General features: G+C 50.4%; 27 protein-coding genes, 2 rRNA genes, 1 pseudogene and 1 riboswitch (1 of these 31 only partly in view). Of the genes and pseudogenes, 27 read left to right on the top strand and 3 right to left on the bottom strand.

The features are described from left to right. The 3 genes from P0X86_RS32770 to P0X86_RS32780 all read left to right on the top strand — a co-directional run. Positions 1–546: ribosomal RNA gene (locus P0X86_RS32770) — 23S ribosomal RNA — on the top strand (it extends 2,383 nt beyond the left edge of the window). Positions 547–696: 150 nt separating this feature from the next. Continuing rightward, positions 697–813: ribosomal RNA gene (gene rrf, locus P0X86_RS32775) — 5S ribosomal RNA — on the top strand. Between the two features lie 345 nt (positions 814–1,158). Then, positions 1,159–1,596 (top strand): hypothetical protein, encoded by a 438-nt coding sequence (locus P0X86_RS32780; protein ID WP_012818298.1) that lies wholly within the window; start codon positions 1,159–1,161, stop codon positions 1,594–1,596. 98 nt (positions 1,597–1,694) lie between these two features. Here the strand turns inward: P0X86_RS32780 and P0X86_RS32785 are convergent, their stop codons facing one another. Next, entirely contained in the window at positions 1,695–2,216 is a 522-nt protein-coding gene (locus P0X86_RS32785; protein WP_277747434.1) for a hypothetical protein, read from the bottom strand. 233 nt (positions 2,217–2,449) lie between these two features. Between P0X86_RS32785 and P0X86_RS32790 the strand changes: the two genes are divergently transcribed. The 10 genes from P0X86_RS32790 to rsmI all read left to right on the top strand — a co-directional run bounded on the left by P0X86_RS32790 (position 2,450) and on the right by rsmI (position 10,532). After that, positions 2,450–2,635, top strand: coding sequence for a sigma factor G inhibitor Gin (locus P0X86_RS32790; protein ID WP_006207397.1), 186 nt, complete (start codon positions 2,450–2,452; stop codon positions 2,633–2,635). Between the two features lie 139 nt (positions 2,636–2,774). Next, entirely contained in the window at positions 2,775–4,442 is a 1,668-nt protein-coding gene (locus tag P0X86_RS32795) for an aminotransferase class I/II-fold pyridoxal phosphate-dependent enzyme (protein WP_277747435.1), read from the top strand. 78 nt (positions 4,443–4,520) lie between these two features. Beyond that, positions 4,521–5,165 carry a dTMP kinase gene (gene tmk, locus P0X86_RS32800; RefSeq protein WP_012818301.1) on the top strand — a complete coding sequence of 215 codons (645 nt, stop codon included), beginning with the start codon at positions 4,521–4,523 and terminating at the stop codon, positions 5,163–5,165. 65 nt (positions 5,166–5,230) lie between these two features. Further along, positions 5,231–5,560, top strand: a complete 330-nt coding sequence (locus P0X86_RS32805) for a cyclic-di-AMP receptor (protein WP_006207400.1) — start codon at positions 5,231–5,233, stop codon at positions 5,558–5,560. Between the two features lie 338 nt (positions 5,561–5,898). Next, on the top strand, positions 5,899–6,342 hold the full coding sequence (locus P0X86_RS32810) for a YaaR family protein (protein ID WP_277747436.1): 444 nt from the start codon (positions 5,899–5,901) through the stop codon (positions 6,340–6,342). Positions 6,343–6,425: 83 nt separating this feature from the next. After that, positions 6,426–7,412 (top strand): DNA polymerase III subunit delta', encoded by a 987-nt coding sequence (gene holB, locus P0X86_RS32815; RefSeq protein ID WP_277747437.1) that lies wholly within the window; start codon positions 6,426–6,428, stop codon positions 7,410–7,412. A 57-nt stretch (positions 7,413–7,469) separates the two neighbouring features. Further along, entirely contained in the window at positions 7,470–8,270 is an 801-nt protein-coding gene (locus tag P0X86_RS32820; RefSeq protein ID WP_009591910.1) for a PSP1 domain-containing protein, read from the top strand. A gap of 32 nt (positions 8,271–8,302) precedes the next feature. Continuing rightward, the gene (gene yabA / locus P0X86_RS32825) at positions 8,303–8,671 is read left to right on the top strand and encodes a DNA replication initiation control protein YabA (protein WP_009591928.1); all 369 of its coding nucleotides are present in this window, start codon (positions 8,303–8,305) and stop codon (positions 8,669–8,671) included. A gap of 203 nt (positions 8,672–8,874) precedes the next feature. Further along, entirely contained in the window at positions 8,875–9,642 is a 768-nt protein-coding gene (locus P0X86_RS32830) for a tRNA1(Val) (adenine(37)-N6)-methyltransferase (protein WP_096777326.1), read from the top strand. Continuing rightward, on the top strand, positions 9,639–10,532 hold the full coding sequence (gene rsmI / locus P0X86_RS32835) for a 16S rRNA (cytidine(1402)-2'-O)-methyltransferase (RefSeq protein WP_012818305.1): 894 nt from the start codon (positions 9,639–9,641) through the stop codon (positions 10,530–10,532). The genes P0X86_RS32830 and rsmI overlap by 4 nt, the downstream gene beginning before the upstream one ends. A gap of 265 nt (positions 10,533–10,797) precedes the next feature. On the opposite strand, the gene P0X86_RS32840 is transcribed toward rsmI, so the two are convergent. Next, entirely contained in the window at positions 10,798–11,052 is a 255-nt protein-coding gene (locus P0X86_RS32840) for an AbrB/MazE/SpoVT family DNA-binding domain-containing protein (protein ID WP_006207408.1), read from the bottom strand. Positions 11,053–11,375: 323 nt separating this feature from the next. On the opposite strand from P0X86_RS32840, the gene P0X86_RS32845 reads away from it, so the two are divergent. The 13 genes and pseudogenes from P0X86_RS32845 to P0X86_RS32905 all read left to right on the top strand — a co-directional run bounded on the left by P0X86_RS32845 (position 11,376) and on the right by P0X86_RS32905 (position 24,082). Continuing rightward, positions 11,376–12,665, top strand: coding sequence for an HD domain-containing protein (locus P0X86_RS32845; RefSeq protein ID WP_277747438.1), 1,290 nt, complete (start codon positions 11,376–11,378; stop codon positions 12,663–12,665). Between the two features lie 96 nt (positions 12,666–12,761). Further along, positions 12,762–13,526, top strand: a complete 765-nt coding sequence (locus P0X86_RS32850; RefSeq protein WP_009591897.1) for a TatD family hydrolase — start codon at positions 12,762–12,764, stop codon at positions 13,524–13,526. A 205-nt stretch (positions 13,527–13,731) separates the two neighbouring features. Beyond that, positions 13,732–13,946, top strand: a riboswitch (cyclic di-AMP (ydaO/yuaA leader). 269 nt (positions 13,947–14,215) lie between these two features. Beyond that, positions 14,216–15,403 (top strand): resuscitation-promoting factor, encoded by a 1,188-nt coding sequence (locus P0X86_RS32855; protein WP_277747439.1) that lies wholly within the window; start codon positions 14,216–14,218, stop codon positions 15,401–15,403. A gap of 186 nt (positions 15,404–15,589) precedes the next feature. Then, positions 15,590–16,135, top strand: a complete 546-nt coding sequence (rnmV, locus tag P0X86_RS32860; RefSeq protein WP_277747440.1) for a ribonuclease M5 — start codon at positions 15,590–15,592, stop codon at positions 16,133–16,135. A 3-nt stretch (positions 16,136–16,138) separates the two neighbouring features. Then, the gene (gene rsmA / locus P0X86_RS32865) at positions 16,139–17,023 is read left to right on the top strand and encodes a 16S rRNA (adenine(1518)-N(6)/adenine(1519)-N(6))-dimethyltransferase RsmA (RefSeq protein ID WP_192570146.1); all 885 of its coding nucleotides are present in this window, start codon (positions 16,139–16,141) and stop codon (positions 17,021–17,023) included. A gap of 115 nt (positions 17,024–17,138) precedes the next feature. After that, positions 17,139–18,041 (top strand): sporulation peptidase YabG, encoded by a 903-nt coding sequence (gene yabG / locus P0X86_RS32870; protein WP_012818311.1) that lies wholly within the window; start codon positions 17,139–17,141, stop codon positions 18,039–18,041. Between the two features lie 290 nt (positions 18,042–18,331). Continuing rightward, entirely contained in the window at positions 18,332–18,607 is a 276-nt protein-coding gene (veg, locus tag P0X86_RS32875; RefSeq protein WP_006207415.1) for a biofilm formation stimulator Veg, read from the top strand. 231 nt (positions 18,608–18,838) lie between these two features. Further along, entirely contained in the window at positions 18,839–19,021 is a 183-nt protein-coding gene (locus P0X86_RS32880; protein ID WP_009591920.1) for a small, acid-soluble spore protein, alpha/beta type, read from the top strand. A 258-nt stretch (positions 19,022–19,279) separates the two neighbouring features. Further along, a complete protein-coding gene (ispE, locus tag P0X86_RS32885; protein ID WP_277747441.1) occupies positions 19,280–20,134 on the top strand; it encodes a 4-(cytidine 5'-diphospho)-2-C-methyl-D-erythritol kinase in 855 nt (284 codons plus the stop codon). A 109-nt stretch (positions 20,135–20,243) separates the two neighbouring features. Next, positions 20,244–21,071 (top strand): pur operon repressor, encoded by an 828-nt coding sequence (gene purR, locus P0X86_RS32890; protein ID WP_012818313.1) that lies wholly within the window; start codon positions 20,244–20,246, stop codon positions 21,069–21,071. Positions 21,072–21,254: 183 nt separating this feature from the next. Further along, complete coding sequence (gene spoVG / locus P0X86_RS32895; protein ID WP_006207419.1) at positions 21,255–21,539, top strand: septation regulator SpoVG; 285 nt, start codon at positions 21,255–21,257, stop codon at positions 21,537–21,539. Positions 21,540–21,649: 110 nt separating this feature from the next. Further along, positions 21,650–23,045, top strand: a pseudogene (glmU, locus tag P0X86_RS32900) (bifunctional UDP-N-acetylglucosamine diphosphorylase/glucosamine-1-phosphate N-acetyltransferase GlmU). A gap of 83 nt (positions 23,046–23,128) precedes the next feature. Continuing rightward, positions 23,129–24,082: a ribose-phosphate diphosphokinase gene (locus P0X86_RS32905; RefSeq protein WP_006207421.1), complete on the top strand. Its 954-nt coding sequence runs from the start codon at positions 23,129–23,131 to the stop codon at positions 24,080–24,082. A gap of 160 nt (positions 24,083–24,242) precedes the next feature. On the opposite strand, the gene P0X86_RS32910 is transcribed toward P0X86_RS32905, so the two are convergent. After that, positions 24,243–24,443, bottom strand: a complete 201-nt coding sequence (locus tag P0X86_RS32910; protein WP_006207422.1) for a hypothetical protein — start codon at positions 24,441–24,443, stop codon at positions 24,243–24,245. A 107-nt stretch (positions 24,444–24,550) separates the two neighbouring features. Between P0X86_RS32910 and pth the strand changes: the two genes are divergently transcribed. Then, entirely contained in the window at positions 24,551–25,114 is a 564-nt protein-coding gene (gene pth / locus P0X86_RS32915) for an aminoacyl-tRNA hydrolase (protein WP_012818314.1), read from the top strand. The last annotated feature ends 90 nt before the right edge of the window (positions 25,115–25,204 follow it).

Here is a 25,204-nt window from a genome sequence, read left to right on the forward strand (position 1 = left end):
ACTGCGAGACCTACAAGTCGAGCAGGGACGAAAGTCGGGCTTAGTGATCCGGTGGTACCGCATGGAAGGGCCATCGCTCAACGGATAAAAGCTACCCTGGGGATAACAGGCTTATCTCCCCCAAGAGTCCACATCGACGGGGAGGTTTGGCACCTCGATGTCGGCTCATCGCATCCTGGGGCTGAAGTAGGTCCCAAGGGTTGGGCTGTTCGCCCATTAAAGCGGTACGCGAGCTGGGTTCAGAACGTCGTGAGACAGTTCGGTCCCTATCTGTCGTGGGCGTAGGAAATTTGAGAGGAGCTGTCCTTAGTACGAGAGGACCGGGATGGACGTACCGCTGGTGCACCAGTTGTTCCGCCAGGAGCATGGCTGGGTAGCTACGTACGGACGGGATAAGCGCTGAAAGCATCTAAGCGTGAAGCCCCCCTCAAGATGAGATTTCCCAATTAGTAAGACCCCTTGAAGACGACGAGGTAGATAGGTTGGAGGTGGAAGTGCAGCAATGCATGGAGCTGACCAATACTAATCGGTCGAGGGCTTATCCAAAAAACACCCCAAAAAGTGAAGCAAAGCTTTGAAGCAGATGCCGAATACTTTTCGGGGACCCCGATACCACATCGGGTGAATGCTACGGATTCTAATGTGCTGCAAATATCGTTTCGTATCTAGTTTTCAGGTGATCAATCATCTGAACCGTTTGGTGGCGATGGCGGAAGGGTTCCACGCGTTCCCATACCGAACACGACCGTTAAGCCTTCCAGCGCCGATGGTACTTGGACCGAAGGGTCCCGGGAGAGTAGGACGTCGCCAAGCGAAAAACCACTGTCGATGTAATCGATGGTGGTTTTTTTATTTGTTTATGGGACTTTTGATGCTTTGCCGTATTAAGAGGTCCAACGCTTAAAATAGCACCAAACGTAAGTGCCAGCGGCTTTTCTGTTATATAACATGATCATAAAATTGACGTAAACAGATGAAGATTTTGTTACCGATACCACACCGAAAATCAGTATAATAGAATTAGGCATAATCGGGTAAGTGTTTACCGATTTACGCAGGCTATAGGAATGAAGGCCTGATTGGAAGGTTCTCCATTAACCAACCAACTATGAATACTCATCTGGAGACCGGTTATTGTGGGGGAAGGAGGACAATGACATGTTGCGTAAAAGTGGTCTGCATGTGGCAGGAATGATCTGTGCGGGTACGATACTGTTAATCGGATCCGGATGCGGGGCATCCACGGAACCAAGCTGGAAATCCTTTGACGGGGCAGCGAATGTAAAATCATTCCCGGTTCCGAAGGAAGCGAATAAAACGGAGCAGACGACAGGCAATAGTGACTTGGATTATGTACGCTATGCGCTTCCAGGCTTGAAGGAAGACGACAGTATTCCTGAGCCTTACTTGGATGAAATCGAGTCCTGGGGATGGAAGCAGAAGGAAGTTGAAGACAACGGGTCTTCGTTAGTGTTTGAAAAAGGTAAAAGTATCGTCCACCTGTCGGTGCAAGACGATTTTCTCATAATCACGGTTCCTACTCAGCTTAAGAAACAAGTCATACAAGGATTGGAAAGCAATAAAGCGAATGAATAAAGACCTCTTCCGGCTTCGGAATGAGGTCTTTATTTCATGTACCAGAGAATATGGTTACAACGCTATGTAGTAAATTCAAACACGAAAAATCCTTTACTTTATTGCTGGTAGTATGAGATATCCTGCTCATTCATTTTTAACATCCCGTCTTTGCGCTGACCGCTCAGGCGCAGCATGGTATAACCTCGCGGAAGAAGCAGCCATAGATGCCAGAACACAATCGCAATGGCAAACGGCAGCGATGACCAGAAGGCCATGATAGCGCTTAAGACTATCCCTACCCAACAGGTATAGAACTGCACCAACATGAATACGCGACGGCTGACATGTTGATCTGGGATATAACCAAGCCAAGGCAGCCTCAGCCTGAAGCGCCAGCGCTTCCGATAGCCTGTTCCCAGGAGGACAAGCACGGTATGACCGATAACGTACTGGATCCATAACATAAGCGGAAAAGCGATGAGCATATAGAGCAGAATGTACGGAGACACCCATAGGGTCCCTGCAGCTGCAGCAAGCCAAGGCAGACTTAAGTAGAGGATGAGCAAGCTTCTGGAAATCTGGATTTTCTTGATTAATCGGTAGTGATAAAAGGTGGCTTGACCGTGTGGATCTGCCATTGGGCTATGCCGTCCCCCTTTAAATAGAAGATAAATTTCGATAGACGAAAAGTTTTAGTCTTTTATGTTTTTATCGGACAAAATCATATTTTTATTAAGCTGAAAAAAAAGGTACAGACACAAGGCCATCAAGGGGTACATATAAATAAAGCGTAGAAAGATATCCTATGAAAAGGTTTAAAATAATAGAAACTGTGTCATACTAATAGGAAAAGGATCAAGGTGGGATGGTTATGGAAGAATTGACCGAACACGTGTGTATCATATGCAATCAGTCGAAGACCGATGGAATCACCATTGTATCGCAATTCGTATGCGAGGAATGTGAATCGGAAATCGTCCATACCAGTGCGGAAGATGCCAAATATCATTTTTTTATCCGTCAATTAAAACAGATTGCGATGCCGAAGAATGCATAGGCGCGGGTACGCGTGTTAAATGGGCCTGAAGTAAGGGCCTTTTTTTGTTTAGAGAGGATTTTCAGGGCATGGAAACGTAGGCGTAGGTTTCAATTTGCGTTAAAATAGGTTAGAGAATGTAATCCGAAGGGATATGTCGATGACTACACATAGAGAGCGTGCCCCACTTACTGAAGCTTTAAGGTTATACCGGGAACGCGGGGCTTCATCTTTTCATGTACCCGGCCATAAGAACGGCAGGGCATACGGGGCAGAAGGTGACGCAGCGGAGATGCTGCTAGAGGCGATGCGCATCGATGTGACGGAAATTACCGGAACCGATGATTTATTTCATCCGGAAGGCGTGATTCAGGAAGCGCAGGAGCTGGCTGCCGATTGTTTTGGCGCCGAAGAAAGCTTTTTTCTGGTGGGCGGAAGCACGGCCGGCAATCTGGCGCTGATCCTGACGGTATGCCGTGAGCCGGGCGATCTCGTGCTGGTGCAGCGGAACGTACATAAGTCCGTGTTGAACGGATTGATGCTGGCCGGTGCAAGGGCGGTGTTTCTTCAGCCGGAGCTGGACAAGCAGAGCGGTTTAGCCGTTGCCCCATCAGAAGCTACGCTGACAGCGGCTCTTGAGGCCTTCCCTGAGGCCAAGGGAGCGATCATCACGATGCCGAACTATTACGGGATGGGGAGCGACATAAGGCCGCTGGCGGAGGCCTGCCATAAGCGCGGAGTGCCGCTGCTGGTGGACGAAGCGCACGGAGCGCATTACGGGCAGCATCCACAGCTGCCGATGAATGCTTTGTCATGCGGCGCGGACGGCGTGGTCCAATCCACGCACAAGATGTTAGCCGCAATGACGATGGGAGCCATGCTGCATGTACAGGGCGGGCTGCTCGACCGGAGCCTGCTGCGCCAGCGGCTGGCGATGGTGCAAAGCTCCAGCCCCTCGTACCCGCTCATGGCTTCGCTGGATCTGGCACGGCGCCTGCTGCACACGCAGGGCGCAGGCGCCTTCACGGCTGGCCTAGCCGCCGTGGATGCCTTCCGGCGCGGCCTCGCGAAGCTGCCGCGCTTCGGGCTGCTGCAGCCGCCGCAGCCCATGGAAGGCGCCGCGGGCACAGCCGCCGCGGCGTACACCCGCCAGGACCCGTTCAAGGCGGTCATTTATGACCGCACCGGGGCCCTTAGCGGGTATGCACTACAGCGCGCACTGGAGGCGCGCGGCTGCGTGCCGGAGATGAGTGACGAGCTGCGCGTCGTCTTATTGTTTACATTGGGATCGACCCGCGAAGATTCGAATCACGTCTTATGGGCTCTTGTGCATATTGTAGAGCAGGGGGAGAAGACAGATGAGACCGGAATGGAACCAGGCACTGCTGCGGAAGATACGGAATTACTGATCCGGAAATTGCGGGAACAGGGGGATTTCGCGAAGTACGAGCGGCCGGGGATCCACTTGAATGAGGGCTCTTCTCACTTCAATGTCGATGCTAACTTGTTAACTGAAGAAAATTCGGTCTCCGATGTTTCCACGTGGAACAATTTGCTGCGACAGGCTCCATATTCAGCTCCAGTCCCTTTCTCGCTTAAGCCGATTGACAAGGAGCGATTGGAATCGGTGCCGTTAGCAAATAGCGCCGGGCGAAAGGCGGCCGAGATGGTTATTCCGTATCCGCCAGGCATTCCGATATTATACCCCGGCGAAGACATAACAGCAGAAATGGAACAGAGAATGCTGGCATTGAGGATGGCCGGGGCCAAGTGTCAAGGAATAACCGATCCCACGCTGCAAACCATTGTCGTTTACAAGGAAACGTAAAGGATGGAAACCTCCGTAATGCGCCGGTACGTAAAACTTGGGGCATATGATCAACAAATGATGAAAGCAGGATACGCTATGAATAATCGCAGACCACTATTTATTACCGTAGAAGGAGGAGAAGGTTCCGGTAAAACGACCATGATGGGCAGACTCGCCGCCTTTATGCAGAATCATTCGATCCCGTATCTGATTACCCGCGAGCCCGGAGGCATAGACATCGCCGAGAAGATCCGCTCTATTATTCTGGATCCGGAGCACACCGCGATGGATGCACGCACAGAAGCATTGTTATACGCGGCAGCCCGCCGCCAGCATCTTGTGGAGAAGGTGGAGCCGGCATTAAGGCAGGGATTGACCGTCCTATGCGACCGATTCGTGGACAGCAGCCTGGTTTACCAGGGGTATGCGCGAGGATTGGGCATGGAAGAGGTATGGAGCATCAATCAGTTCGCCATTGATACCCGGATGCCGGATCTGACGCTGTTATTCGATATCGAGCCGAGGATCGGCCTGTCAAGGATCGCGGCGAATGCAGAACGGGAATGGAATCGACTGGATATGGAGAACCTGACATTTCACGAGAAAGTTAGGGAAGGCTATCTATTGGTAGCAGAGCGTAATCCGGATCGAATTCGCATCGTGGATGCTTCCAAGACGCCCGCGCAGGTCGAAAGGGAAATGAATCGTCACTTGGAAGACGCGATATTAAAGGATTTTTGAGGTTGTTTGTCAAATAAGTAGTGTTAAGGGCATATGATGCCCAAAATAAACAAGGAGGGTTTACCATGAAATTGATTGTTGCGATTGTCCAGGATAAAGATAGCAACCGTCTCTCCGCCGCATTGGTCAAAGCTAACTTTCGGGCGACAAAGCTTGCAAGTACGGGCGGCTTTCTGAAGGCGGGGAACACCACCTTTATGATTGGGGTAGACGATTCACAGGTTGAAAGTGTGCTCAGCGTCATTCGCACAAGCTGTAAGGTCCGCGAACAGCTGGTCACTCCGGTAACCCCTATGAGCGGTACAACCGATTCCTATTTGCCGCTTCCGGTTGAAGTGCAGGTTGGCGGCGCAACGGTATTTGTACTCCCTGTAGAACGTTTCGAGCATTTCTAAATTCATTCTCTAGATCTGCGATAGATACGTAACGGATGTTTTTATTGGGATATTTGACGGCTGTGTTCTCCTGTATTGAAAGTCTTCTGAACCACTTCTGTATCATAATAAAAATAGTTACCGTAGATCGCTGCAATCGGGAGATGATCTTTCATAAATGGATATTGTAGATGGACTCCGGATCAAGCACCCCGTATTTCGATCATTGTCGGCGAATCGCTTGACAAGATAACCATTTCAAGGTACGTTCACGTGAGGCATAGGTTGTTCGATATGAACGTACCAGATGCCTCCGTTTTATTAGATGCAACAAATAACGCAATAGGCGGTGGATTCAGGTGAAGATCAATCCGGGCTTTCGGCCCATGAAAAGCGAAATCACGGTGCCGGATGGCAACGCCAGACCGATTCAGAAGCGATCGTTCTCGGATATGATGCAGCAGCAGGGAGAACGTGCGACCCATGAAGAGCTGAGTCGTCAAATGCGTGAAATTGCAATGCAAGGGGATCGTTTGGCCAAAGCAATGACCGTCCGGGAGTTAAAGGCATATAAATTGATGGTTCACCGCTTCCTGGAAGAAACGGTTCGTCGCGGCGTAAAAATGAAGGAAACGCGAGGCTGGGACCGCAGGGGGCGCGGCAAGCGCTATAACGTAATCGATGAGGTCGATTCGGCGCTGCTCGAGATGGCGGATGAGCTGCTGGATACGGAACAGGGGAGAATTGATCTGCTGAACAAGGTAGGGGAAATCCGGGGCATGCTGATCAATCTTGTATTCTAGCCGCAAGCGTAAGAAAGTTTACTTGAAATGATGGACTGTTCCGTCATAGAGGATCATGAAGGATTGGTAGAAGGTGAGGACATATGTCTTTTAACGATATCGTAGGTCAAGAGACTGCGAAGCAACTGCTGCAAAATGCCTTGCGCCGTAATGCTGTCAGTCATGCCTATCTGTTTAGCGGCCCGAACGGTGCCGGACAGATGCAGACGGCGCTTACGTTTGCCAAGGCATTGTTTTGTACGGAACGGGAAGACGATGCTTGCGGGCAATGTTTGGAATGCCGCAAGGTGGAGCACGGCAACCATCCGGATCTGACGATGGTCGAGCCGGATGGGGCCAGCATCAAGATCGATCAGATCCGCGATCTTCAGCGGATATTCTCCTATCGATCGGAGAATCGGAACCCCAAGGTATATATTATTGACCGTGCGGAGAAGATGACCACGCAGGCAGCCAACAGCCTGCTGAAATTTCTTGAGGAGCCGCAGGCGCCTGCCGTCGCCATACTGATTGCCGAGAATGGACAAGCCCTTCTGCCCACCATTCAATCGCGATCGCAGTTAGTCCCGTTTCGGGCACTCGATCCGCAGATGATGGAAAAGGTCCTTGTAGGTGAGGGCTATCCTGCCGCGCTTGTACGCTGTGCCGTTCATCTGGCATCCGGGCTTGACGAGTGCAGGAAAATATTGAATGAGAATTGGTTTGCAGAAATTAGAAACGTAGTGTTACAATTAGGGAAGGAGTCTTTGAACCGCAGCGGCTCTGCGATGATCACCGCGAGTCAAAAAGTGTTCAAAACCGAACTCTCCGATCATCTGGACTTATTGTTCAGTATGTTTCATTTATGGTTTAAGGACATGATCCATGTCCAGTATGGAAGGAAAGATTCTCTCGTTTTCATAGATCAGGCAGAGTATATCTCTGGTCATGCATCAGCCCGCAGCACAGCACAGTGGGTGTCATACATGGATTTGGCCGCAGAGTGTCAGAAGAAGTTACGCTATAATGTCAATGGACAGCTCAGTTTAGAGCAGTTATTGATGGGTTTGGGCGGTAACACTCCGGCGTGAGCACACCCCCCAGGCCCGAAGAATGGCCAATATGTACAGGCACAAGGGGGTTTATTTTTGTACAGTGTAGTAGGTGTCCGCTTTAAGAAAGCGGGCAAAATATATTACTTTGATCCGCTCGACCTCCCCGTGGAGAAGGAACAATCCGTAATTGTGGAAACCGCGAGAGGGATCGAGTATGGTCAAGTTGTGATAGGAAAGAAGGAGGTAGGTGAATCGGACGTTGTCCTTCCCCTCAAGAAGGTCATTCGTATCGCTGGTGACTCCGATGCCCGTGTGGTTGAAGAGAACAAACAAGCGGCGAAGGATGCATTCACTACCTGTTTAAATAAAATTCGGGATCACGAACTGAAAATGAAGCTGGTCGACGTGGAATTTACCTTTGACCGAAACAAAATCATTTTCTACTTCACGGCGGAAGGCCGTGTGGATTTCCGTGAACTGGTTAAGGATCTGGCCAGCATATTCCGAACAAGAATCGAACTTCGCCAGATTGGAGTTCGCGATGAAGCCAAAATGCTCGGCGGTCTTGGACCTTGTGGACGCGTACTGTGCTGTTCCTCATGGCTTGGTGATTTTGAGCCGGTATCGATCAAGATGGCAAAGGATCAAAGCCTATCGCTCAATCCGACTAAAATTTCCGGGCTATGCGGAAGATTGATGTGCTGCCTGAAGTTTGAGCATGATAATTATGAAAGCGTGAAAGAAGAGCTTCCATCCGCTGGGAAACTGGTCGTTACTTCGCTTGGAGAAGGCAAAGTAGTCGGGCTCAATGCGGATAAGCGGACGGTTCATGTTCAGCTGTTTGAAATTGGAAAGGTCAAGGAACTTCCAATGGATGACGTTGTCATCAAATAGTCCAATAGAATGTTTATTTTCGGGGTGTAGACTTGGAGAAGAAAAACATTTTTGTGCTCATTCAAGAGTTGGAAACACAGATGGGACATATACACAGTGAACTGGGTGGACTTAAGCTGGTCATCAAGGAACTGCTGGAAGAGAACCATCGCCTCAGTCTTGAAAATGAACAGCTCCGGAAAATTTTAAAGAGGGAAGTCAATCCGGCAGAATTGGAAAACCCAGTTGCTTTACAACCTCAGCCTCATGTGAAGGATGAGGAACATGAAGATGTGGTCGGTGAGGGGTACGATAACCTGGCACGGCTGTATCATGAAGGCTTCCACATTTGCAATGTCTATTATGGACATCTGCGGACGGAAGGGGATTGCCTGTTCTGCTTGTCTTTTCTGAATAAATAAGAAGCCGTAGGGGAAATTGCCTACGGTTTTTTTCTAGAATCGAAAGGTTATACTGTAAGGATCGCGAGTGAGACATATGGCTGCTTGTCATGCAATGTGAAGAGCAGCCTTTTACGTATTTCATATCATCAGGCAAGGGTGGAAAGAGTTACACACCAAAGTAGCGGGGATATAACGAATTATAGAGATAAAGGGTTGAAACCATGAAATTGAAAGAAGTGTTATTGCAACCATCCGAGCGGATCGATGATCTGCTTACCCATGAGCTCGGCATCATTCAAAGCGAAGAGGTATTCAGCTTCTCCATGGACGCGGTCCTGCTTGCCAGGTTTGCCAGCATACCGCGCAGGGGCCGGATTCTGGATATGTGCACGGGTAACGGGGTAATTCCCATTCTGCTGTCGACACGTACAGGCGCGCCGATCGAGGGGATTGAAATTCAGCCCAGACTTGCGGATATGGCCAGACGGAGCGTAGCGATGAATGACCTTCAGGACCAGATCACGATCCATGAAGGCGATCTGCGGGAACTGTACAAGGAAAAGGGATATGGAGCGTATGACCTGATTACGGTCAACCCGCCTTATATGCCGATGAATGGCAGCGACTTGAAGCTGAATGAGCATCAGGCGATTGCGAGGCATGAAATTCACTGTACGCTTGAAGAGGTTATTGAGTCCTGTGCAAGGCTGCTCAAACAAGGCGGGAAGATGAGCATGGTTCATAAGCCTCTGCGGCTGGCAGAGATTATCACCCTGATGAGCAAATACCGGATTGAGCCCAAGGTCATCCGATTTGTGCATCCGCGCGTGAAGATGGAAGCCAACATGGTCCTGATCGAGGGCATTCGGGATGGAAAGCCCGAGGTTCGGCTGAAGCCACCGCTGATTGTGTATGATGAGCAGGGGAATTACGGCCCGGATTTTATGGAAATTTACTATGGAACACATGAGGATGAGACAAAAGAATGAGAAATCTTGTGCAACAGAGTTATGCCGACCGGGGAGCGGGAAGTCCGGGTTCGCTGTATTTGGTGGCAACGCCGATCGGGAATTTAGAGGATATAACGTACCGGGCCGTACGCATCCTGCAGGAATGCGATATTATCGCTGCAGAGGATACGAGGCAGTCACGCAAGCTGCTGACCCATTTCGAAATTCCGGCTAAACCGCTGTTTAGTTATCACGAGCATAATAAGGCGGCAAGCGGTCCTGAAATCATACGTTATATAATAGAAGGAAAAAATGTGGCACTCGTCAGCGATGCCGGTCTGCCGGCGATTTCAGACCCTGGCAGTGATCTGGTTTCGCTTGCGATTGAGGCAGGAATTTCGGTCATTCCGATCCCGGGAGCCAATGCGGCGTTATCCGCCTTAATCGTGTCGGGTTTGCCGACCGAACGGTTTACGTTTATCGGCTTTTTGCCGCGGGAGCGCAAAGATATCGTCCAGCAGCTGCAAGCTTTGCAATCGGCGCAGGGAACGTTATTATTTTATGAATCTCCGCATCGCGTGAAGAAGACGCTGGAGATCCTGCAGGAGGTACTGGGAAATCGGAAGGTGACCTTGGCACGGGAGCTCACCAAGCGCTACGAGGAATTTGTGAGAGGCAGCATTTCCGAATGCCTGGACTGGCTCACGGAGCATCCGCCGCTGGGCGAATATTGTTTGGTGGTGGAAGCCGGCAGTGCAGAAGAGGAGCAGAAAGAGAAAAATGCCTGGTGGCAGGAGCTTTCGCTGGAGGAGCATGTGGGGCACTATGAGCGGGAAGGACTAAGCCGCAAGGATGCCATGAAAAAAACCGCGGGTGATCGCGGCGTATCGAAAAGGGACATCTATAACGCACTCCTGACGGAGTCGTGAATATGGCTTGCCTGGCCCAAGGGGGATAAACAAAAAGCCCCACAAAGTGGACCCAAGCTTCGATGCTTATTCCAAATACTTTACGGGGACCCCAAAACATATAAATGGGATTAAAGAAAGGATACGCTTCACTGAAAACGTATAATTCTTTAATCCCAAAAAAAGACCCTCCTGCGGCCGGGTTCATAGCCGAGAAAGGCACCAAGGAGATATGAAAAAGGTTAGAATTAACAAAATGTAATAATGCTATTATATACTAAAAATCTTAATTTGTCACAGGTGTAGGGATTTCCGAGATACATTCATGGCAAACAATTTTACCTTTGAAGTAAGTGACGTTCTCAGCGTTACCACAGAAGATGCACGCAGGCTCATATTTCTTAAGCATGATGCGTTCGCCGTCTACATAAATCTCCAATGCATCTTTCTCACCAATTCCGAGCGTGCGGCGCAACTCAATCGGAATGACGACCCGTCCAAGCTCATCGACTTTCCTTACAATTCCTGTTGATTTCATCATAACTTATAAATGCCCCTCTCGCCATAATTTAAAAAAGTCATAATTCGACATAGTTCTAGTTTTTATGTTATTTATAGTACCAACGATTCCCAAAACAGTCAACCTATATTTTTGAGAAATCGGAACCTGTTTACGAAAGTATAGTGAACAAAAGCCTTATATAGCAACGGAATTACCATAATCGAACCAATTTTCACGACGATTTTGGATTTGTCGATTTGGAAAGCGCGATTTTACGTTATTCGACACAGTTCGACATTAAATGTCAAAAGAAGTGTTTATCGGCTAAAACCAAAGCGTGAACGAGAAGGAGATGAGATGAAATGCATTCACCCATTTCGGAAGAAAAAGTGTTTAAGGACCCCGTCCATAATTACATTCATGTGCAGGACGACATTATATGGCGGTTAATCGATACCCCGGAATTTCAGCGGCTTCGCCGGGTCAGGCAGTTGGGCACTTCTTTCCTGACCTTTCATGGAGCTGAGCACAGCCGATTCTCCCATTCTCTTGGAGTCTATGAAATTACGAGAAGAATCATCTCTCAATTCGAACGGAGAGGGTATTCCGATTGGCCTGCCGAGGAACGGCAAGTTGCGCTCTGCGCAGCGCTGCTGCATGATGTGGGGCACGGACCTTTTTCGCATTCCATAGAAGAAGCTTTTCATATGAACCACGAGGATTGGACATGCCGGATCCTGCTCGGAGATACTTGCGTCAATCGGGTACTTCAGGAGCTCGGTGCCGATTTTCCCGAGAAGGTCGCCTCCGTTATTAACAAAACCTACGATAAGCCAATTGTCATGAATCTGGTCACTAGTCCGCTGGATGCAGACCGGATGGATTATTTGCTAAGGGATGCTTACTATACGGGAGTCAATTATGGAACGATTGATATCGACCGAATCTTGCGGATGCTGCGGCCGTACCGCGATCGGGTCGTCGTGAAGGAATCGGGCATGCACGCGGTGGAGGATTATCTCATGTCGCGGTATCAGATGTACTGGCAGGTGTATTTTCATCCCGTCACCCGAAGCTCCGAAATCATCCTGCGCCAAATCTTTCGCCGGGCCAAGGAGCTGCATGACCGTGGATATGCTTTCCGTTTCATGATCGAGCCGCTGCCTGCGCTGTTTTCGGGGAATATCGGCGTGAAACAATACCTGCGTCTTGATGAAGCCTTGATTCAAACGGCCTTTCTGCAATGGACGGAGGAGGAAGACCCGCTTCTTAGCGAATTATGCGGCCGTTTCATGCACCGAAAGCTCTACAAATATGTAGAAATCGACAACATCGATCTGGAAACCATCGACGGGATCCGCCAAGCGTTCCGCGCCGTGGGGCTGCAACCGGAATATGACCTGGAGATTGATTTTCCAACAGATCTTCCTTATGATAAGGTTCATTCCGATATGCCGCTTAACGAGAAACAGATTCTCCTTCTGGACCGGCATGACGAGCTGAGGGAAATCTCGGAGGTATCCGATATCGTACGCTCGATCAGCGGCATTCATAAAGGGCGGTACCATCTTTATTATCCGGAGGAGAAGGTGGGCCCGCTCCTGGGTCAAATGCCGGAGACGATAGCCGACGTTTTCAAACAACAGCATTAAATCAGGCAAAACAGGACAACCGTTAATCCCCTTGCATTCAACCAACTAATGGAAAATAGACGACATAGAAACGACAGGAAGGAGAGTGTGGATAGTATGCTGTTCGACACGCACACTCATATGGACGCTCCCCAATTCGACGAAGACCGGGAAGCTGCAATTCAGCGGGCGCTTGAAGCCGGCGTTACGCGGATGATCAATATCGGATTTAACCGGGAGACGATCCCGACCACGATGAAGCTGGCTGAGACTTATGATTTTATATATGCAGCGGTAGGCTGGCATCCTGTAGATGCGATCACCATGGAGGATCAGGACCTGGATTGGATCGCCTCTTTATGCAGTCACGAGAAAGTGGTGGCAATCGGGGAGATCGGCTTGGACTATCATTGGGATACGTCCCCCAAGGAAGTGCAGCACCGCGTGCTTCGGCGCCAGATCGGGCTTGCCCGGGAATTGAACATGCCCATTGTCATTCATAACCGGGATGCGCATGAAGATATCGTTAACATTTTGCGTGAGGAAAAAGCCTCCGAGGTCGGCGGTGTCATGCATTCCTTCTCCGGAAGCTGGGAAACGGCCAAAATGTGCCTGGATATGGGATTCCATATCTCGTTTGGGGGGCCGATTACGTTCAAGAATGCGAAGCAGCCCAAAGAGGTTTTGGCAAAGGTTCCGCTTGATCGATTATTGATCGAAACGGACGCGCCTTACCTGACACCTCATCCCTTCCGCGGGAAACGAAATGAGACCGCATATGTAAAATTGGTGGCGGAGGCGGCGGCCGAAATTAGAGGGTTGTCCTATGAGGAATTGGCCCAAATTACCACCAAAAATGCGCTGGAACGATTTGGTATTTAACGAAAACAAGAGCAAAAGCCATGAAAAAGGGAGCATTTTCGATTAATTAAAGTTTTTTAATCAGAAAAGGCGTTGATATTACAATATTTTAACCTTTTACTTGAGAAAATGTGGTTGAATGTCGCTTTACAACCTGCATACAAACAGGATATCATCTTTTCAGTGATAAGAAGCTGCGATGTGCAGATCGCAGCCGAATATTTCATGAACCGTCTCGCTTAATCTCCGAAATTCTGGAGAACGGGGGAACCGATACTGCGGTGCATACTGGTCTGGATGCACGAAGCTGTATTTGATTTCTTTTTCGGGTCTTTGGGGTGAATTTGAAGGATCTCGCCATGAGCGGGCATCCGGATATAGGGCGTCTCTCTTACGTCCGAACCCGACAGCTAACTCCGTAAGCGAAATAAGAGGGGAAATCTCGTGCATACCATTTCCATGATTTCATTCATCAGGAAGCCACGTTAGAGCCTCTAGTACTCTTTCAATGGCTTCTTTTATTTTTGAATAATGGAGACGGGTCCATCATACTCTTGGTAAACAGGAGGTGATGGCAGATGGACGGAAGACGGGAATTGACGCAGGGTGTAGATAGATAGCAGGGCGCCCTGTGAGAAAAATTGCTATAGTCACGTCAAATGCATTCATGCGTTTACCTAGACGGCGGGACTATGAAGGAGGATGGAATAGTGGGCATTTTTCAACCTGAAGAAACCCATGAATCACAATCATCCAGCATGTCTTACGCATTGAGATGGAAGCATGACAATTTGCGTCAACTGATGTTGCTCGGCGCCATGGGTGCCGTTACGGTATCACTTCTCATATCGTTGGTTGTACATGACCAGGCAGGCAAGGAAGTTCAGCTTGTCGTCGACGGCCGGGTCACTACGGTGGAAACACGTGGATCGTTGCTGCAGGAATTGCTGGATGAGCAAGCGATCACGTTGAGTCCCCAAGATCAAATTTCGATGCCCCTGAACGGCGCAATCCGGGACGGAGACCGAATTATTATTGACAGAGCTATTCCAGTCAACGTTACGGTAGGCAGCAAAACCAAAACCATATTTACATCCCAGGATACAGTTGATCATGTACTCAAAGAGGCTGGCGTTACGATCCAGGGTGAAGATATAGTACAACCGTCGCAAGACACGAAGCTGACCAGCAATATGAATATCCATGTCGTTCGCGTCACGAAGCAAAAAGTTAAGGAAACGGAAGACCGCGAATTCCGCGTGATCAAGACGGCCGATCCATCGCTTGAAAAGGGCGATAACCGCGTCATTCAGCGGGGCGAGTCTGGTCTTATGGTGAACCATTACGAGAAGGTCTACCACAATGGCAAGCTGGTTTCCAAGACTAAGGTCTCCCAACAAATCGAACGCAGAACGAAGGATAAAATCATTGCCGTAGGCACGAAAAAAGTGGAGAAGCCTGTTATCGTCCAGGCGGCAGCCACCGATGTAAAAGCTACACCGGCTAAATTGTCCGGCACGAAAAAAGTAACGACCGCCAAGGCTGTTGAGAACAACGTGGTTTCCCGCGCAGGCGTTGATTTTAAATACAAGAAGGTATTGAACAACGTGTCGATGACCGCGTATTCCGCCGAACAGCAAGGAATCGGTACGCGTACCGCATCCGGCACACGCGTTACGGAAGGTCGCACCATCGCCGTTGATCCTAATATCATCCCGATCGGATGGTGGGTTTACATCGAAGGCATCGGCTTCCGCCGTGCTGAAGATACGGGCGGCGCCATCAAAGGCAACAAAATCGATGTCTATTACGATTCGTTGAAATCGGCCATGAATTTCGGCCGGAAAAGCGGCCGCACCGTTTACGTGATCGGTCCGGTTAAACCTGAATTGAACTAGACGCATGAATTCCAATTTACTTTGCCATTCTAATGCTATACTATTTAGCTTATAATATATGATGATCAAGAAGAGGGAATATTTCCTCTTCTTTTGTTTTGTTAAGACCGGAGTAATCAAGGCTAAACGGGTTGAGCCTTAACGTTGTACAGGCCTGCTCTGCTTGGGAAGGAAGAGAACGAACGCATGATTAAAGAAGTGATTGTCGTGGAAGGCAGGGACGATACCGTTGCCATTAAACGGGCCGTAGAAGCCGACACGATCGAAACCGGCGGTTCAGCGATCAACAAACAAATCCTGAAGCGCATAGCGCTTGCCCAGGAGCGCAGAGGCGTTATCATATTGACGGATCCTGACCATGCGGGTGAACGAATCCGCAAAATCGTGGATCAGGGCGTACCCGGCTGCAAGCACGCCTTCATTCCGGAAGCGGATGCTACCCGGAAAGGGGATATCGGAGTGGAGAATGCCTCGCCAGAGGCGATACGGCGCGCGCTGGAGCGGGTCCACACGTCTTTTGAGGGTGCAGAGAGCCTGATCAGTTTGGAGGATATGCTGGAGGCAGGATTATCGGCTCACCCGGAGGCTGCGGCAAGACGGATGGCGATGGGTAATTTGCTGGGCATCGGATACTGCAACAGCAAGCAGTTCCATAAACGATTGGCCATGTTTCAAATATCGCGGGAAGAATTTCTGGCAGCACTTGCACAGCTGGAAGAAGGGGGCGTTTAGCTAATGAGTCGGATCGAGGATATATCAACACCAAGACGGACGAAGGAGATCATCTCGCGCCATGGATTCTCCTTCAAGAAGAGTCTAGGCCAGAACTTTCTCATCGATCAGAATATTTTGTATAAAATCGTGGAAGCTGCAGGACTGGATGAAGATAAAGGCGCGCTCGAGATCGGACCTGGCATCGGTGCACTGACGGAGAAGCTGGCGCAGACGGCAGGAACCGTCACCGCGGTCGAAATCGATCAGCGCCTGATTCCCATCCTAAGGGAAGTCCTGGAGCCCTACGGGAACGTGAGGGTTCATCATGGGGATGTGCTGAAGGTGGATCTTCATGAGCTGTTCCGTCAGGATTTCGCGGACGTATCGAAGGTAAGCGTGGTTGCCAATCTGCCGTATTACGTGACGACGCCGATTCTCATGAAGCTGCTGGAGGAGAAGCTGCCGCTGGAGAACATCGTGGTGATGATTCAGAAGGAAGTGGCCGAACGGATGGCCGCTGCACCGGGAAGCAAGGATTACGGAAGTCTCAGCATTGCCGTTCAATACTACAGCGAGCCTAAGCTGGTCTGCATCGTGCCGCACACGGTGTTCATTCCGCAGCCGAACGTCGAGTCGGCCGTGATTCGCCTGGCGGTCCGGGAACAGCCGCCCGTCCGCGTGGAAGATGAACGATTCTTCTTCGAGGTGGTCCAGGCTTCATTTGCACAGCGACGGAAGACGATTGCCAACAATTTGAAGAGCCGGTTCTTCCCGGGTGAGGGACGTGAACGGCTGGAGCAGCTGCTGCAGGAAGCAGGGATCGAGCCTTCACGGCGCGGAGAGACGCTTAGCATTGAGGAGTATGCGCGGCTTAGCAACGTGCTGTTCGGCGCCAATATCCGTTGACGCAGCCGTTCAGGGAGTCTCTGGAGCTTACGGATGGCCTCCGCGCGATAAATTGGCGCTGAACAAGAACCAATAGTCACAGTAGCCCATACCATAGGGTAGGGGTGATGTTGTGATGAACTTGGGAGACTTGGTCGTTCGTAAATCCTACGGCGGCGATGTAACGTTCCGGGTAGAAGGCATGCGGCAAAATAACAATATCGTCATCAAAGGGACGGAATTCCGGTTACTGGCCGATGCTCCCGTTGATGATCTGGTTACGGTCCCGCATCCCACCTTAAGCGAACGAACAAAGCAGGCGCAGATCAAAGCCAATGAATCGCTGGACCGCCTGCAGAAGCAAAGACAGGAGCAGAGCGAACGTCAACTGGCCAGCCTGCGGCATACTGAAGGCGGCCAGCTTGCGGATAAAGGATACTTTGACGTGCCGGGCAAGGTGCTGCATTTGGATGGAGATCCCCAATATCTGAAGAAGAGCATGACCTTGTACAACCAGCTTCGGGTCCCAGCGGAAGGCCATTATATCAATGAGTCGGGGATGGCCGATTCATTATATCGTCTTCTTCCGCGGGTAAGACCTGATATCGTTGTGATCACGGGGCATGATGGGGTTCTGAAGAGACGTCAGCCATACGATTTATATAGCCTGGACAGCTATAAGAATTCCCACAACTTCGTCACGGCGATTCAGGTGGCGCGTCAATATGAGCGGAACCTGGATTCCCTGGTCATCGTGGCCGGAGCGTGCCAATCGCATTTTGAGGCGCTGCTGCAGGCTGGAGCCAATTTTGCCAGCTCGCCGGGGCGAATCCTCATCCATGCGCTGGATCCCGTTTACGTCGCCGCTAAAGCGGCCTATACGTCGGTCCGGGATACCGTGAACATCCATGACGTGGTCCATCATACGATCAGCGGCAGCCAGGGCGTAGGCGGAATTGAGACGAGAGGCAGCTACCGGATCGGTCTGCCCAAGCTGCAGGATTTGTCCACCTTGAAGGTTACGCCTTCAGTCAGTTAGGCGCCTAATCCGTTCGATCAGAGGTCCAATAACCGCTGGAAAATGAACCAAGAAGAACCCCACTCGCTGGGGTTTTTTTATTTTTCCTTTCCATTCGTTAAGAAAGTTGTCAAAAAGAATACATAAAGCTTGTCAATTTAGCACATATTAAAGCAAATGAGCGCGAGAATGGCAGGGTCAAAAAAAATACATTGACAATATATTTTTGATGCTGATATAATTAATGTTTTTGAATTGACAAATGATGTAATCTTCGGTATAATGGACAAGGAAAGAGGTGGTCGTCGACAATGGCTAAAAATGCGCTGTTGGAAATCAAACGCAGTCTCGATGCCCATTTAGGGCAAAAAATTACGCTTCGGGCAAACGGTGGCCGTCGGAAGACCGTCGAGCGTACTGGTGTTTTGGAAGAAACGTACCCTTCTGTTTTCATTGTGAAGCTGGACCAAGACCAGCAAACTTTTAAACGTGTGTCTTACAGTTATGCGGATATTTTGACCGAAACCGTGGAGATCATGGTCACCGGTGACGACAACGAGATGCGAATCACCTATATCAAGTCATAACGATACGTCATGAGAGCAGTCTCCGCTTACAGGGAGGCTGTTTTTTGTTGCCATCCTTCCGGAGGGATGACAAGGACGGGTTAAACGCATACTAAAGCTGCGCGAAGCTTATCCCAGCCGTTCTATGCGGTGACGGAGATTTAAGCATGCGTAAGGCCCATGGAAGGCCGCTGCGTCGCGCAGGATGCTGTTCATGCCATACTCAATACATTTTCCAAGGAGGCGGGATTGATGAGCAGAAGAAGACGAAGCATCATGTCCGATCAATTGAAGACCGAATTGGCTAAAGAATTGGGATTCTACGACACCGTGGAAAAAGAGGGCTGGGGAGGCATTAAGGCCAAGGATGCCGGCAACATGGTAAAACGGGCGATTGAGCTCGCCGAGCGGGCAGCCCGCAAATCCGACCTGTAAGAGTATGGCCGCATCGCAGCAGGGTCTTCCGATTAAGCGGAAGGCCCTGTTTGTTTCATCTTTAGCTTCCTGACTCGCAGGAACAGCTTACGTTATTCGCGTCGATAGGCGTTTTTCTTAAAGCCGGTGCATCGTAAACGTCATCAAACGGTCCCATGACTTCAAAGCCTGAGTTTGATAATATAGAGGCATTAGATGTTTTTCCTCGAATATGTTAAGTTCAAGCATATGGGAAAAGCTAAGGATAGGTGAACGTTCTTGAAAATATACGAAAAAGCACCGGCCAAAATCAATTTGATGCTGGATGTACTCCATAAACGTCCTGACGGCTTTCATGAGGTAGAGATGGTCATGACGATGATCGACCTCGCCGATCGGCTCGAAATGTCCGAACAGAAGCGGGACACCATCATCATCACCTCTCAGGCAGGATACATACCGCTGGACGAGAAGAATTTGGCCTTTCAGGCAGCAAGACTAATCAAAGAGCGCTACGACGTGAAGAAGGGTGTACATATCCACCTGGACAAAAAAATTCCCGTTGCCGCGGGACTCGCAGGAGGCAGCAGCGATGCGGCGGCAACGCTGCGCGGCTTGAACCGCCTCTGGGGGCTCGGCATCCCCCAGCAGGAGCTGCTCGCGCTCGGTGCCGAGCTCGGCTCCGATGTGCCGTTCTGCGTGACTGGCGGCACGGCATTGGCTACGGGGCGCGGCGAAGTCCTCACGCCGATCCAGAATCCGCTGCAATGCTGGGTGATCGTGGCGAAGCCGCCGATCAATGTGTCGACGGCGGAGGTGTATGGCCGCTTGCGCAGCGAGCAAATTCAGTCCCATCCCTCGGCTGAGCGGATGGTGGACGCGCTGGCGCAGGGCAGCTTCCAGCAGATGTGCCAGTCGCTGGGCAACGTGCTGGAAGAAGTCACCTTGAAGATGCACCCGGAAGTTCAGCAGCTGAAGGAAGGTATGCTGAAATTGGGCGCTGACGGCGCGCTGATGTCCGGCAGCGGTCCTACCGTCTTCGGGCTGGTCTCCAAGGAATCCAAGGTGGCCCGGATTTACAATGGCCTTCGGGGCTTCTGCAAGGAAGTGTATGCCGTTCGCCTGCTCACTTAGAAACGGTTGGAATTGACAATTCGGGGGCGAATTGCAATCAAAGTTGTATAAATACGTACAAAAGTGTTATATTTAACATATAATATTCGGATTTAGCGAGGAACCCTAGGTGAAAAAATTAAAACGAAGCGAACGATTGGTCGATATGACCCAATATTTACTATCCAAACCGCATACGCTGATTCCGCTGACAACGTTCGCCGAGCGATATGGAGCAGCCAAGTCGTCCATTAGCGAGGATTTGGCGATCATTAAGGACGTATTTGAGAGCGAGGGGCTCGGAGAGCTTCAGACGCTGGCCGGCGCGGCCGGAGGGGTAAGGTACATTCCGAAGCTGCGCAGAGACCATGCCCTGCGCTTTGCGGAGGAGCTGTGCCAGCAGCTTCAGCAATCGGATCGGATTCTGCCGGGCGGCTACCTGTACATGTCCGATCTGCTCGGACAACCTACGCTCATGAACGAAGCGGGCAAGATCATTGCGACGGCATTCTCCGACCGGGAGATCGATGTGGTCATGACCGTGGAGACCAAAGGAATTCCGTTGGCCTATGCGACGGCGGCGCAATTGAACCTGCCGGTCGTACTAGTTCGCCGGGACCATCAAGTGACGGAGGGGTCGGCCGTAAGCATCAATTATGTGTCGGGTTCGCACAAGAGCATCCATACGATGTCTTTATCCCGCCGGGCGCTCAAGGAACGCTCCCGGGTGCTGATCGTGGACGATTTCATGAAGGCAGGAGGCACCATTCAGGGGATGGTCGATCTGCTGGGTGAATTTAATGCCGAAGTCGCAGGCGTCGGGGTCCTCGTGGAATCGGGATCGGTAGAAACCGAGGAAAGACTCCTGGAGGACTATATTTCACTCGCGGTTTTGAGCGACGTAGACTCCAAAACCAAGAGAATTACCGTCAAACCTGGTAATTATTTCGAAAACTAGGCACGCGGTTTTTGTCGATATAATAGCGTTTTCATTCGAATCGGCACGAAGTCTGTCGAAAATATCACATTCTAAAAAAAATTCCTGTTTTTAGGACATTTTGTAGTAGAAAAAAGAAGGATTTCGGGTTTGCTGTGTGGAATTATACACCAAGTCTCTGATGGAAAAAGGTGGTGAACACATATGCAAATTACGGATGTCAGACTCCGCCGTGTTAACTCTGAGGGGAGAATGAAGGCAATCGCATCCATTACCATCGATAATGAATTTGTCGTTCACGACATTCGCGTCATCGACGGAAACAATGGAATGTTTGTTGCAATGCCGAGCAAACGCACTCCTGACGGAGAGTTCCGCGACATTGCCCATCCCATTTCTTCCGGTACCCGCGAGAAGATTCAATCGGCTGTATTGGCCGAGTATGAGCGAGCGGCTACTGAAGAAGAAGTGATTGAAGAAGGCGCTTAAGTTTTATAATTGGGGTTCAAGGAAAAGAGAGCCATACCTATGGCTCTCTTTTCTTTTTTTGTAGAATGATATATATTCAGTAGTGAGTTCAAGAGGAGGAGGCATGGCCCTTGAAAAGATTTGCTATTGTGCTCGCCGCTGGGCAGGGCAAACGTATGAAATCCAAACTATATAAAGTGCTGCATCCTGTTTGTGGCAAGCCGATGGTCGGACATGTGGTCCAAACGGTACAGCAGGTGAACTGCGAACGCAGTGTTGTGGTCGTTGGCCACGGCGCGGAAGCGGTTCGCACCTATCTGCAAGACGCAGCCGAGTATGTTCTGCAGGAGCAGCAGCTCGGAACGGGTCACGCCGTGAAGCAAGCCAAGGAACTGCTTGGCGGTGAAGAGAGGATCCACGATCGTCATTTGCGGGGACACTCCGCTGGTGACGTCTGAGACGCTGGAGAATCTTCTGAAGCTTCATGAAAGCAGCAACGCGGCCGCCACGGTGCTCACCGCGCATATGGATAACCCGAAAGGCTACGGCCGGGTCATTCGAGGCGAGGATGGAAGCGCGCTTCGGATCGTCGAACAGAAAGATTGCAGTCCGGAAGAGGACGCCGTCACTGAAATTAATACCGGTACCTATTGCTTTGACAATAAAAAGCTATTTGCTGCACTGGATAACGTAACCAACCAGAATGCGCAGCAGGAATATTACTTGACCGATTGCATCGGCATCCTGAAACAAGCCGGCGAGACCGTGCTTGCTTATCAGACGGATGACTACGCCGAATCGATTGGCGTCAACGACCGTCTGGCGTTGTCGGAAGCCGAAGGCTTCATGAGAGAGCGCATCAACCGCTCGCACATGTTGAACGGTGTTACCATCATTGACCCGGCTTCTACGTATATCGGAGCCGACGTTCAGATTGGTTCGGATACCGTGCTTTATCCCGGTACCGTTCTGAAAGGGAACACGGTAATCGGCGAAGACTGCGTCATCGGGCCGGACACCGACATCGAGGACTCCGTTATCGCGGATGGTGCCAGCGTCAAACATTCGGTGCTCAGCAGCGCTGAAGTCGGCTCCCGAACCTCGGTAGGGCCTTTTGCTTATCTCCGTCCGGGGGCAAAACTCGGAGCTGACGTGAAGGTGGGCGACTTCGTCGAAGTGAAGAACGCGACGATTGACGACGGCTCTAAGGTATCCCATCTCAGTTATGTTGGCGATGCCAAAGTCGGCAAAAACGTCAATATCGGCTGCGGTGCGATTACAGTCAACTATGATGGTTATAATAAGTCCATTACCGAGATTGAAGATGATGCATTTATCGGCAGCAACGTGAATTTGATTGCACCGGTGAAGGTGGGCAAGGGCGCATTCGTTGTTGCAGGCTCGACCATTACGCATTCCGTCTCGGACAATGATCTGGCCATCGCCAGACAGCGTCAGGAGAACAAGCCAGGGTACGCAGAGAAGATCCGGGCACGCGCCATCGCCAAGAAGAACAAGAAATCGTAATTATCCCTGCTTCTCTTTTCCAAGATAAGAAGCGGTGATCGGATAGCCTAATTCAACGAACCAGCACGGAGGGTTTTTATTCTATGACTTATCTTGATTCTAAATTAAAAATATTCACGTGTAATTCCAATCCTAAACTTGCCCATCAAATCGCTGATTACATCGGCATTCCGATGGGAGAGTCGCATACAACCAGCTTCAGTGACGGCGAGATTCAAGTTAAGCTCTCCGAGAGCGTACGGGGTTGTCATGTCTATATTGTGCAGTCCACTTGCTTGCCGGTGAATGATAACCTGATGGAGCTGCTGGTTATGGTGGATGCGCTCAAGCGGGCATCCGCGAAGAGCATCAACGTGGTTATTCCGTATTACGGATATGCCCGTCAAGACCGTAAAGCGCGTTCGCGGGATCCGATCACCGCTAAGCTGGTTGCCAACCTGATCGAAAAGGCAGGGGCTCATCGCGTCATTACGATGGACCTGCATGCGATGCAGATTCAAGGATTTTTCGATATTCCGGTGGATCATTTGCTTGGCGTGCCGATCCTTGCCCAATATTTCCGTTCGAAGCAGATCGAGAACCCGGTCGTTGTATCTCCGGATCACGGCGGCGTGGTTCGCGCGAGAAAGCTTGCTGATTTCCTGAATGCCCCGCTGGCGATTATCGATAAACGCCGGCCGGAGCCGAATGTCAGTGAGGTCATGAACATTATCGGGAATATCGAAGGCAAGACCGCCATTTTGATCGATGACATCATCGATACCGCCGGAACGATTGTGCTGGGTGCCAATGCGTTGATGGAAGGCGGCGTGAAGGAAGTCTATGCGTGCTGTACGCATCCGGTTCTCTCGGGCCCTGCCCATGAGCGTCTGGAAAACTCCCCGCTGAAGGAAGTTGTCGTAACGGATACCATTCCGATCACCAATCCGAACCCTAGCAGCAAACTGACGGTACTGTCGGTTGCTCCGTTGATGGGTGAAGCCATCATCCGGGTTCACGAGGAATTGTCGATCAGCAAGTTGTTTGAAATAGAATAATAAACCGTGTAAAAGGCAGGGTTACATCTCCTCATGAGGGAAATGTAGCCCTTGTCGGCTATGACGGCATTACGGCCCTTGTCAGATGCAGATGGACAGCCATCAAGAAAACGTTTTCAAAATCATGACCTGCCAATATCAGGGCGACGTCCATCCCCTGTCAGTATCCGGGCCTGGAGATGAAAGTGAACGTACTCCGGTTGTACAGCGTTCCCTCAAGCTCGACAAAATAGGCGTCGACCGCAGTGATCAGACCCACGTCGATGTGACAACCGAGTTCATAGACCTGAACAGGGATGCCATGCTTCATATGGTATTGAAAATGGCTGTGATGCGTTAATTTCTGTTCGAAAGCTTTCAATGCCGATTCACCTTCTTATGAGGGCATAACGCCAATAGGTTTTGTTCATATTGTACTCAGAAATGCGCAAAGAAGAAAGTATAAATCGTGAAAGGAATCAACCTGTGATGAAATGGATTGTCGGACTGGGCAACCCCGGTCCCAATTATGAGAAGACACGCCACAATGTTGGATTCATGGCATTGGATGCCCTCGCAGAGCGCCATGGCCTGAAGTTCAATCAGAATAAATGCAAATCGGTCATCGCCGAAGGAATGATTGGCGGCACCAAAACCGTCCTGATCAAACCGATGACGTTCATGAATCTCTCGGGCGAGGCAGTGCGTGCTTATATGGATTATTATAAGGTGAGCCTGGAAGACATGATTGTGGTTTATGATGATTTGGATACCGTCGTCGGTAAAATCCGCCTGCGGTATCAGGGCAGCGCCGGAGGACATAACGGCATCAAGTCCATCATTCAGCATACCGGGACCCAGAGCTTCAACCGGGTCCGAATGGGCATTTCGAGACCCGAGCCGGGTTATGCGATTGTCGACTACGTGCTCGGGACGTTCCCGAAGAAGGAGCGCGAACAGCTGCAGCACATGGTGGAAGAGACCTGTGACGCACTGGAATTCAGTTTGGGTCATACCTTTGAGCAGACTATGGCGAAGTTTAACAAGTCGTAGAAGAGCAACATAGATGAAGTATCCCGGTAAGATGACTCCGAGGCATTCGATAATGGGGACATCCGGGTCTTAAACAAGGGAAATCCGGAC

Origin of the sequence: Paenibacillus sp. BR1-192, assembly GCF_029542445.1 — a bacterium.
GTDB classification, from domain to species: Bacteria; Bacillota; Bacilli; order Paenibacillales; family Paenibacillaceae; genus Paenibacillus_AQ; species Paenibacillus_AQ lautus_A.

What these genes read in the sequence shown, in the direction of transcription:
- pth (WP_012818314.1), top strand. Translation starts at nt 24,551, where the DNA reads ATGAAATGGATTGTCGGACTGGGCAACCCCGGTCCCAATTATGAGAAG.
- P0X86_RS32830 (WP_096777326.1), top strand. Translation starts at nt 8,875, where the DNA reads ATGAAATTGAAAGAAGTGTTATTGCAACCATCCGAGCGGATCGATGAT.
- spoVG (WP_006207419.1), top strand. Translation starts at nt 21,255, where the DNA reads ATGCAAATTACGGATGTCAGACTCCGCCGTGTTAACTCTGAGGGGAGA.
- tmk (WP_012818301.1), top strand. Translation starts at nt 4,521, where the DNA reads ATGAATAATCGCAGACCACTATTTATTACCGTAGAAGGAGGAGAAGGT.
- P0X86_RS32880 (WP_009591920.1), top strand. Translation starts at nt 18,839, where the DNA reads ATGAGCAGAAGAAGACGAAGCATCATGTCCGATCAATTGAAGACCGAA.
- P0X86_RS32850 (WP_009591897.1), top strand. Translation starts at nt 12,762, where the DNA reads ATGCTGTTCGACACGCACACTCATATGGACGCTCCCCAATTCGACGAA.
- rsmA (WP_192570146.1), top strand. Translation starts at nt 16,139, where the DNA reads ATGAGTCGGATCGAGGATATATCAACACCAAGACGGACGAAGGAGATC.
- yabG (WP_012818311.1), top strand. Translation starts at nt 17,139, where the DNA reads ATGAACTTGGGAGACTTGGTCGTTCGTAAATCCTACGGCGGCGATGTA.
- P0X86_RS32790 (WP_006207397.1), top strand. Translation starts at nt 2,450, where the DNA reads ATGGAAGAATTGACCGAACACGTGTGTATCATATGCAATCAGTCGAAG.
- P0X86_RS32805 (WP_006207400.1), top strand. Translation starts at nt 5,231, where the DNA reads ATGAAATTGATTGTTGCGATTGTCCAGGATAAAGATAGCAACCGTCTC.
- P0X86_RS32780 (WP_012818298.1), top strand. Translation starts at nt 1,159, where the DNA reads ATGTTGCGTAAAAGTGGTCTGCATGTGGCAGGAATGATCTGTGCGGGT.
- P0X86_RS32840 (WP_006207408.1), bottom strand. Translation starts at nt 11,052, where the DNA reads ATGATGAAATCAACAGGAATTGTAAGGAAAGTCGATGAGCTTGGACGG.
- rnmV (WP_277747440.1), top strand. Translation starts at nt 15,590, where the DNA reads ATGATTAAAGAAGTGATTGTCGTGGAAGGCAGGGACGATACCGTTGCC.
- rsmI (WP_012818305.1), top strand. Translation starts at nt 9,639, where the DNA reads ATGAGAAATCTTGTGCAACAGAGTTATGCCGACCGGGGAGCGGGAAGT.
- veg (WP_006207415.1), top strand. Translation starts at nt 18,332, where the DNA reads ATGGCTAAAAATGCGCTGTTGGAAATCAAACGCAGTCTCGATGCCCAT.
- P0X86_RS32795 (WP_277747435.1), top strand. Translation starts at nt 2,775, where the DNA reads ATGACTACACATAGAGAGCGTGCCCCACTTACTGAAGCTTTAAGGTTA.
- P0X86_RS32785 (WP_277747434.1), bottom strand. Translation starts at nt 2,216, where the DNA reads ATGGCAGATCCACACGGTCAAGCCACCTTTTATCACTACCGATTAATC.
- holB (WP_277747437.1), top strand. Translation starts at nt 6,426, where the DNA reads ATGTCTTTTAACGATATCGTAGGTCAAGAGACTGCGAAGCAACTGCTG.
- P0X86_RS32845 (WP_277747438.1), top strand. Translation starts at nt 11,376, where the DNA reads ATGCATTCACCCATTTCGGAAGAAAAAGTGTTTAAGGACCCCGTCCAT.
- P0X86_RS32905 (WP_006207421.1), top strand. Translation starts at nt 23,129, where the DNA reads ATGACTTATCTTGATTCTAAATTAAAAATATTCACGTGTAATTCCAAT.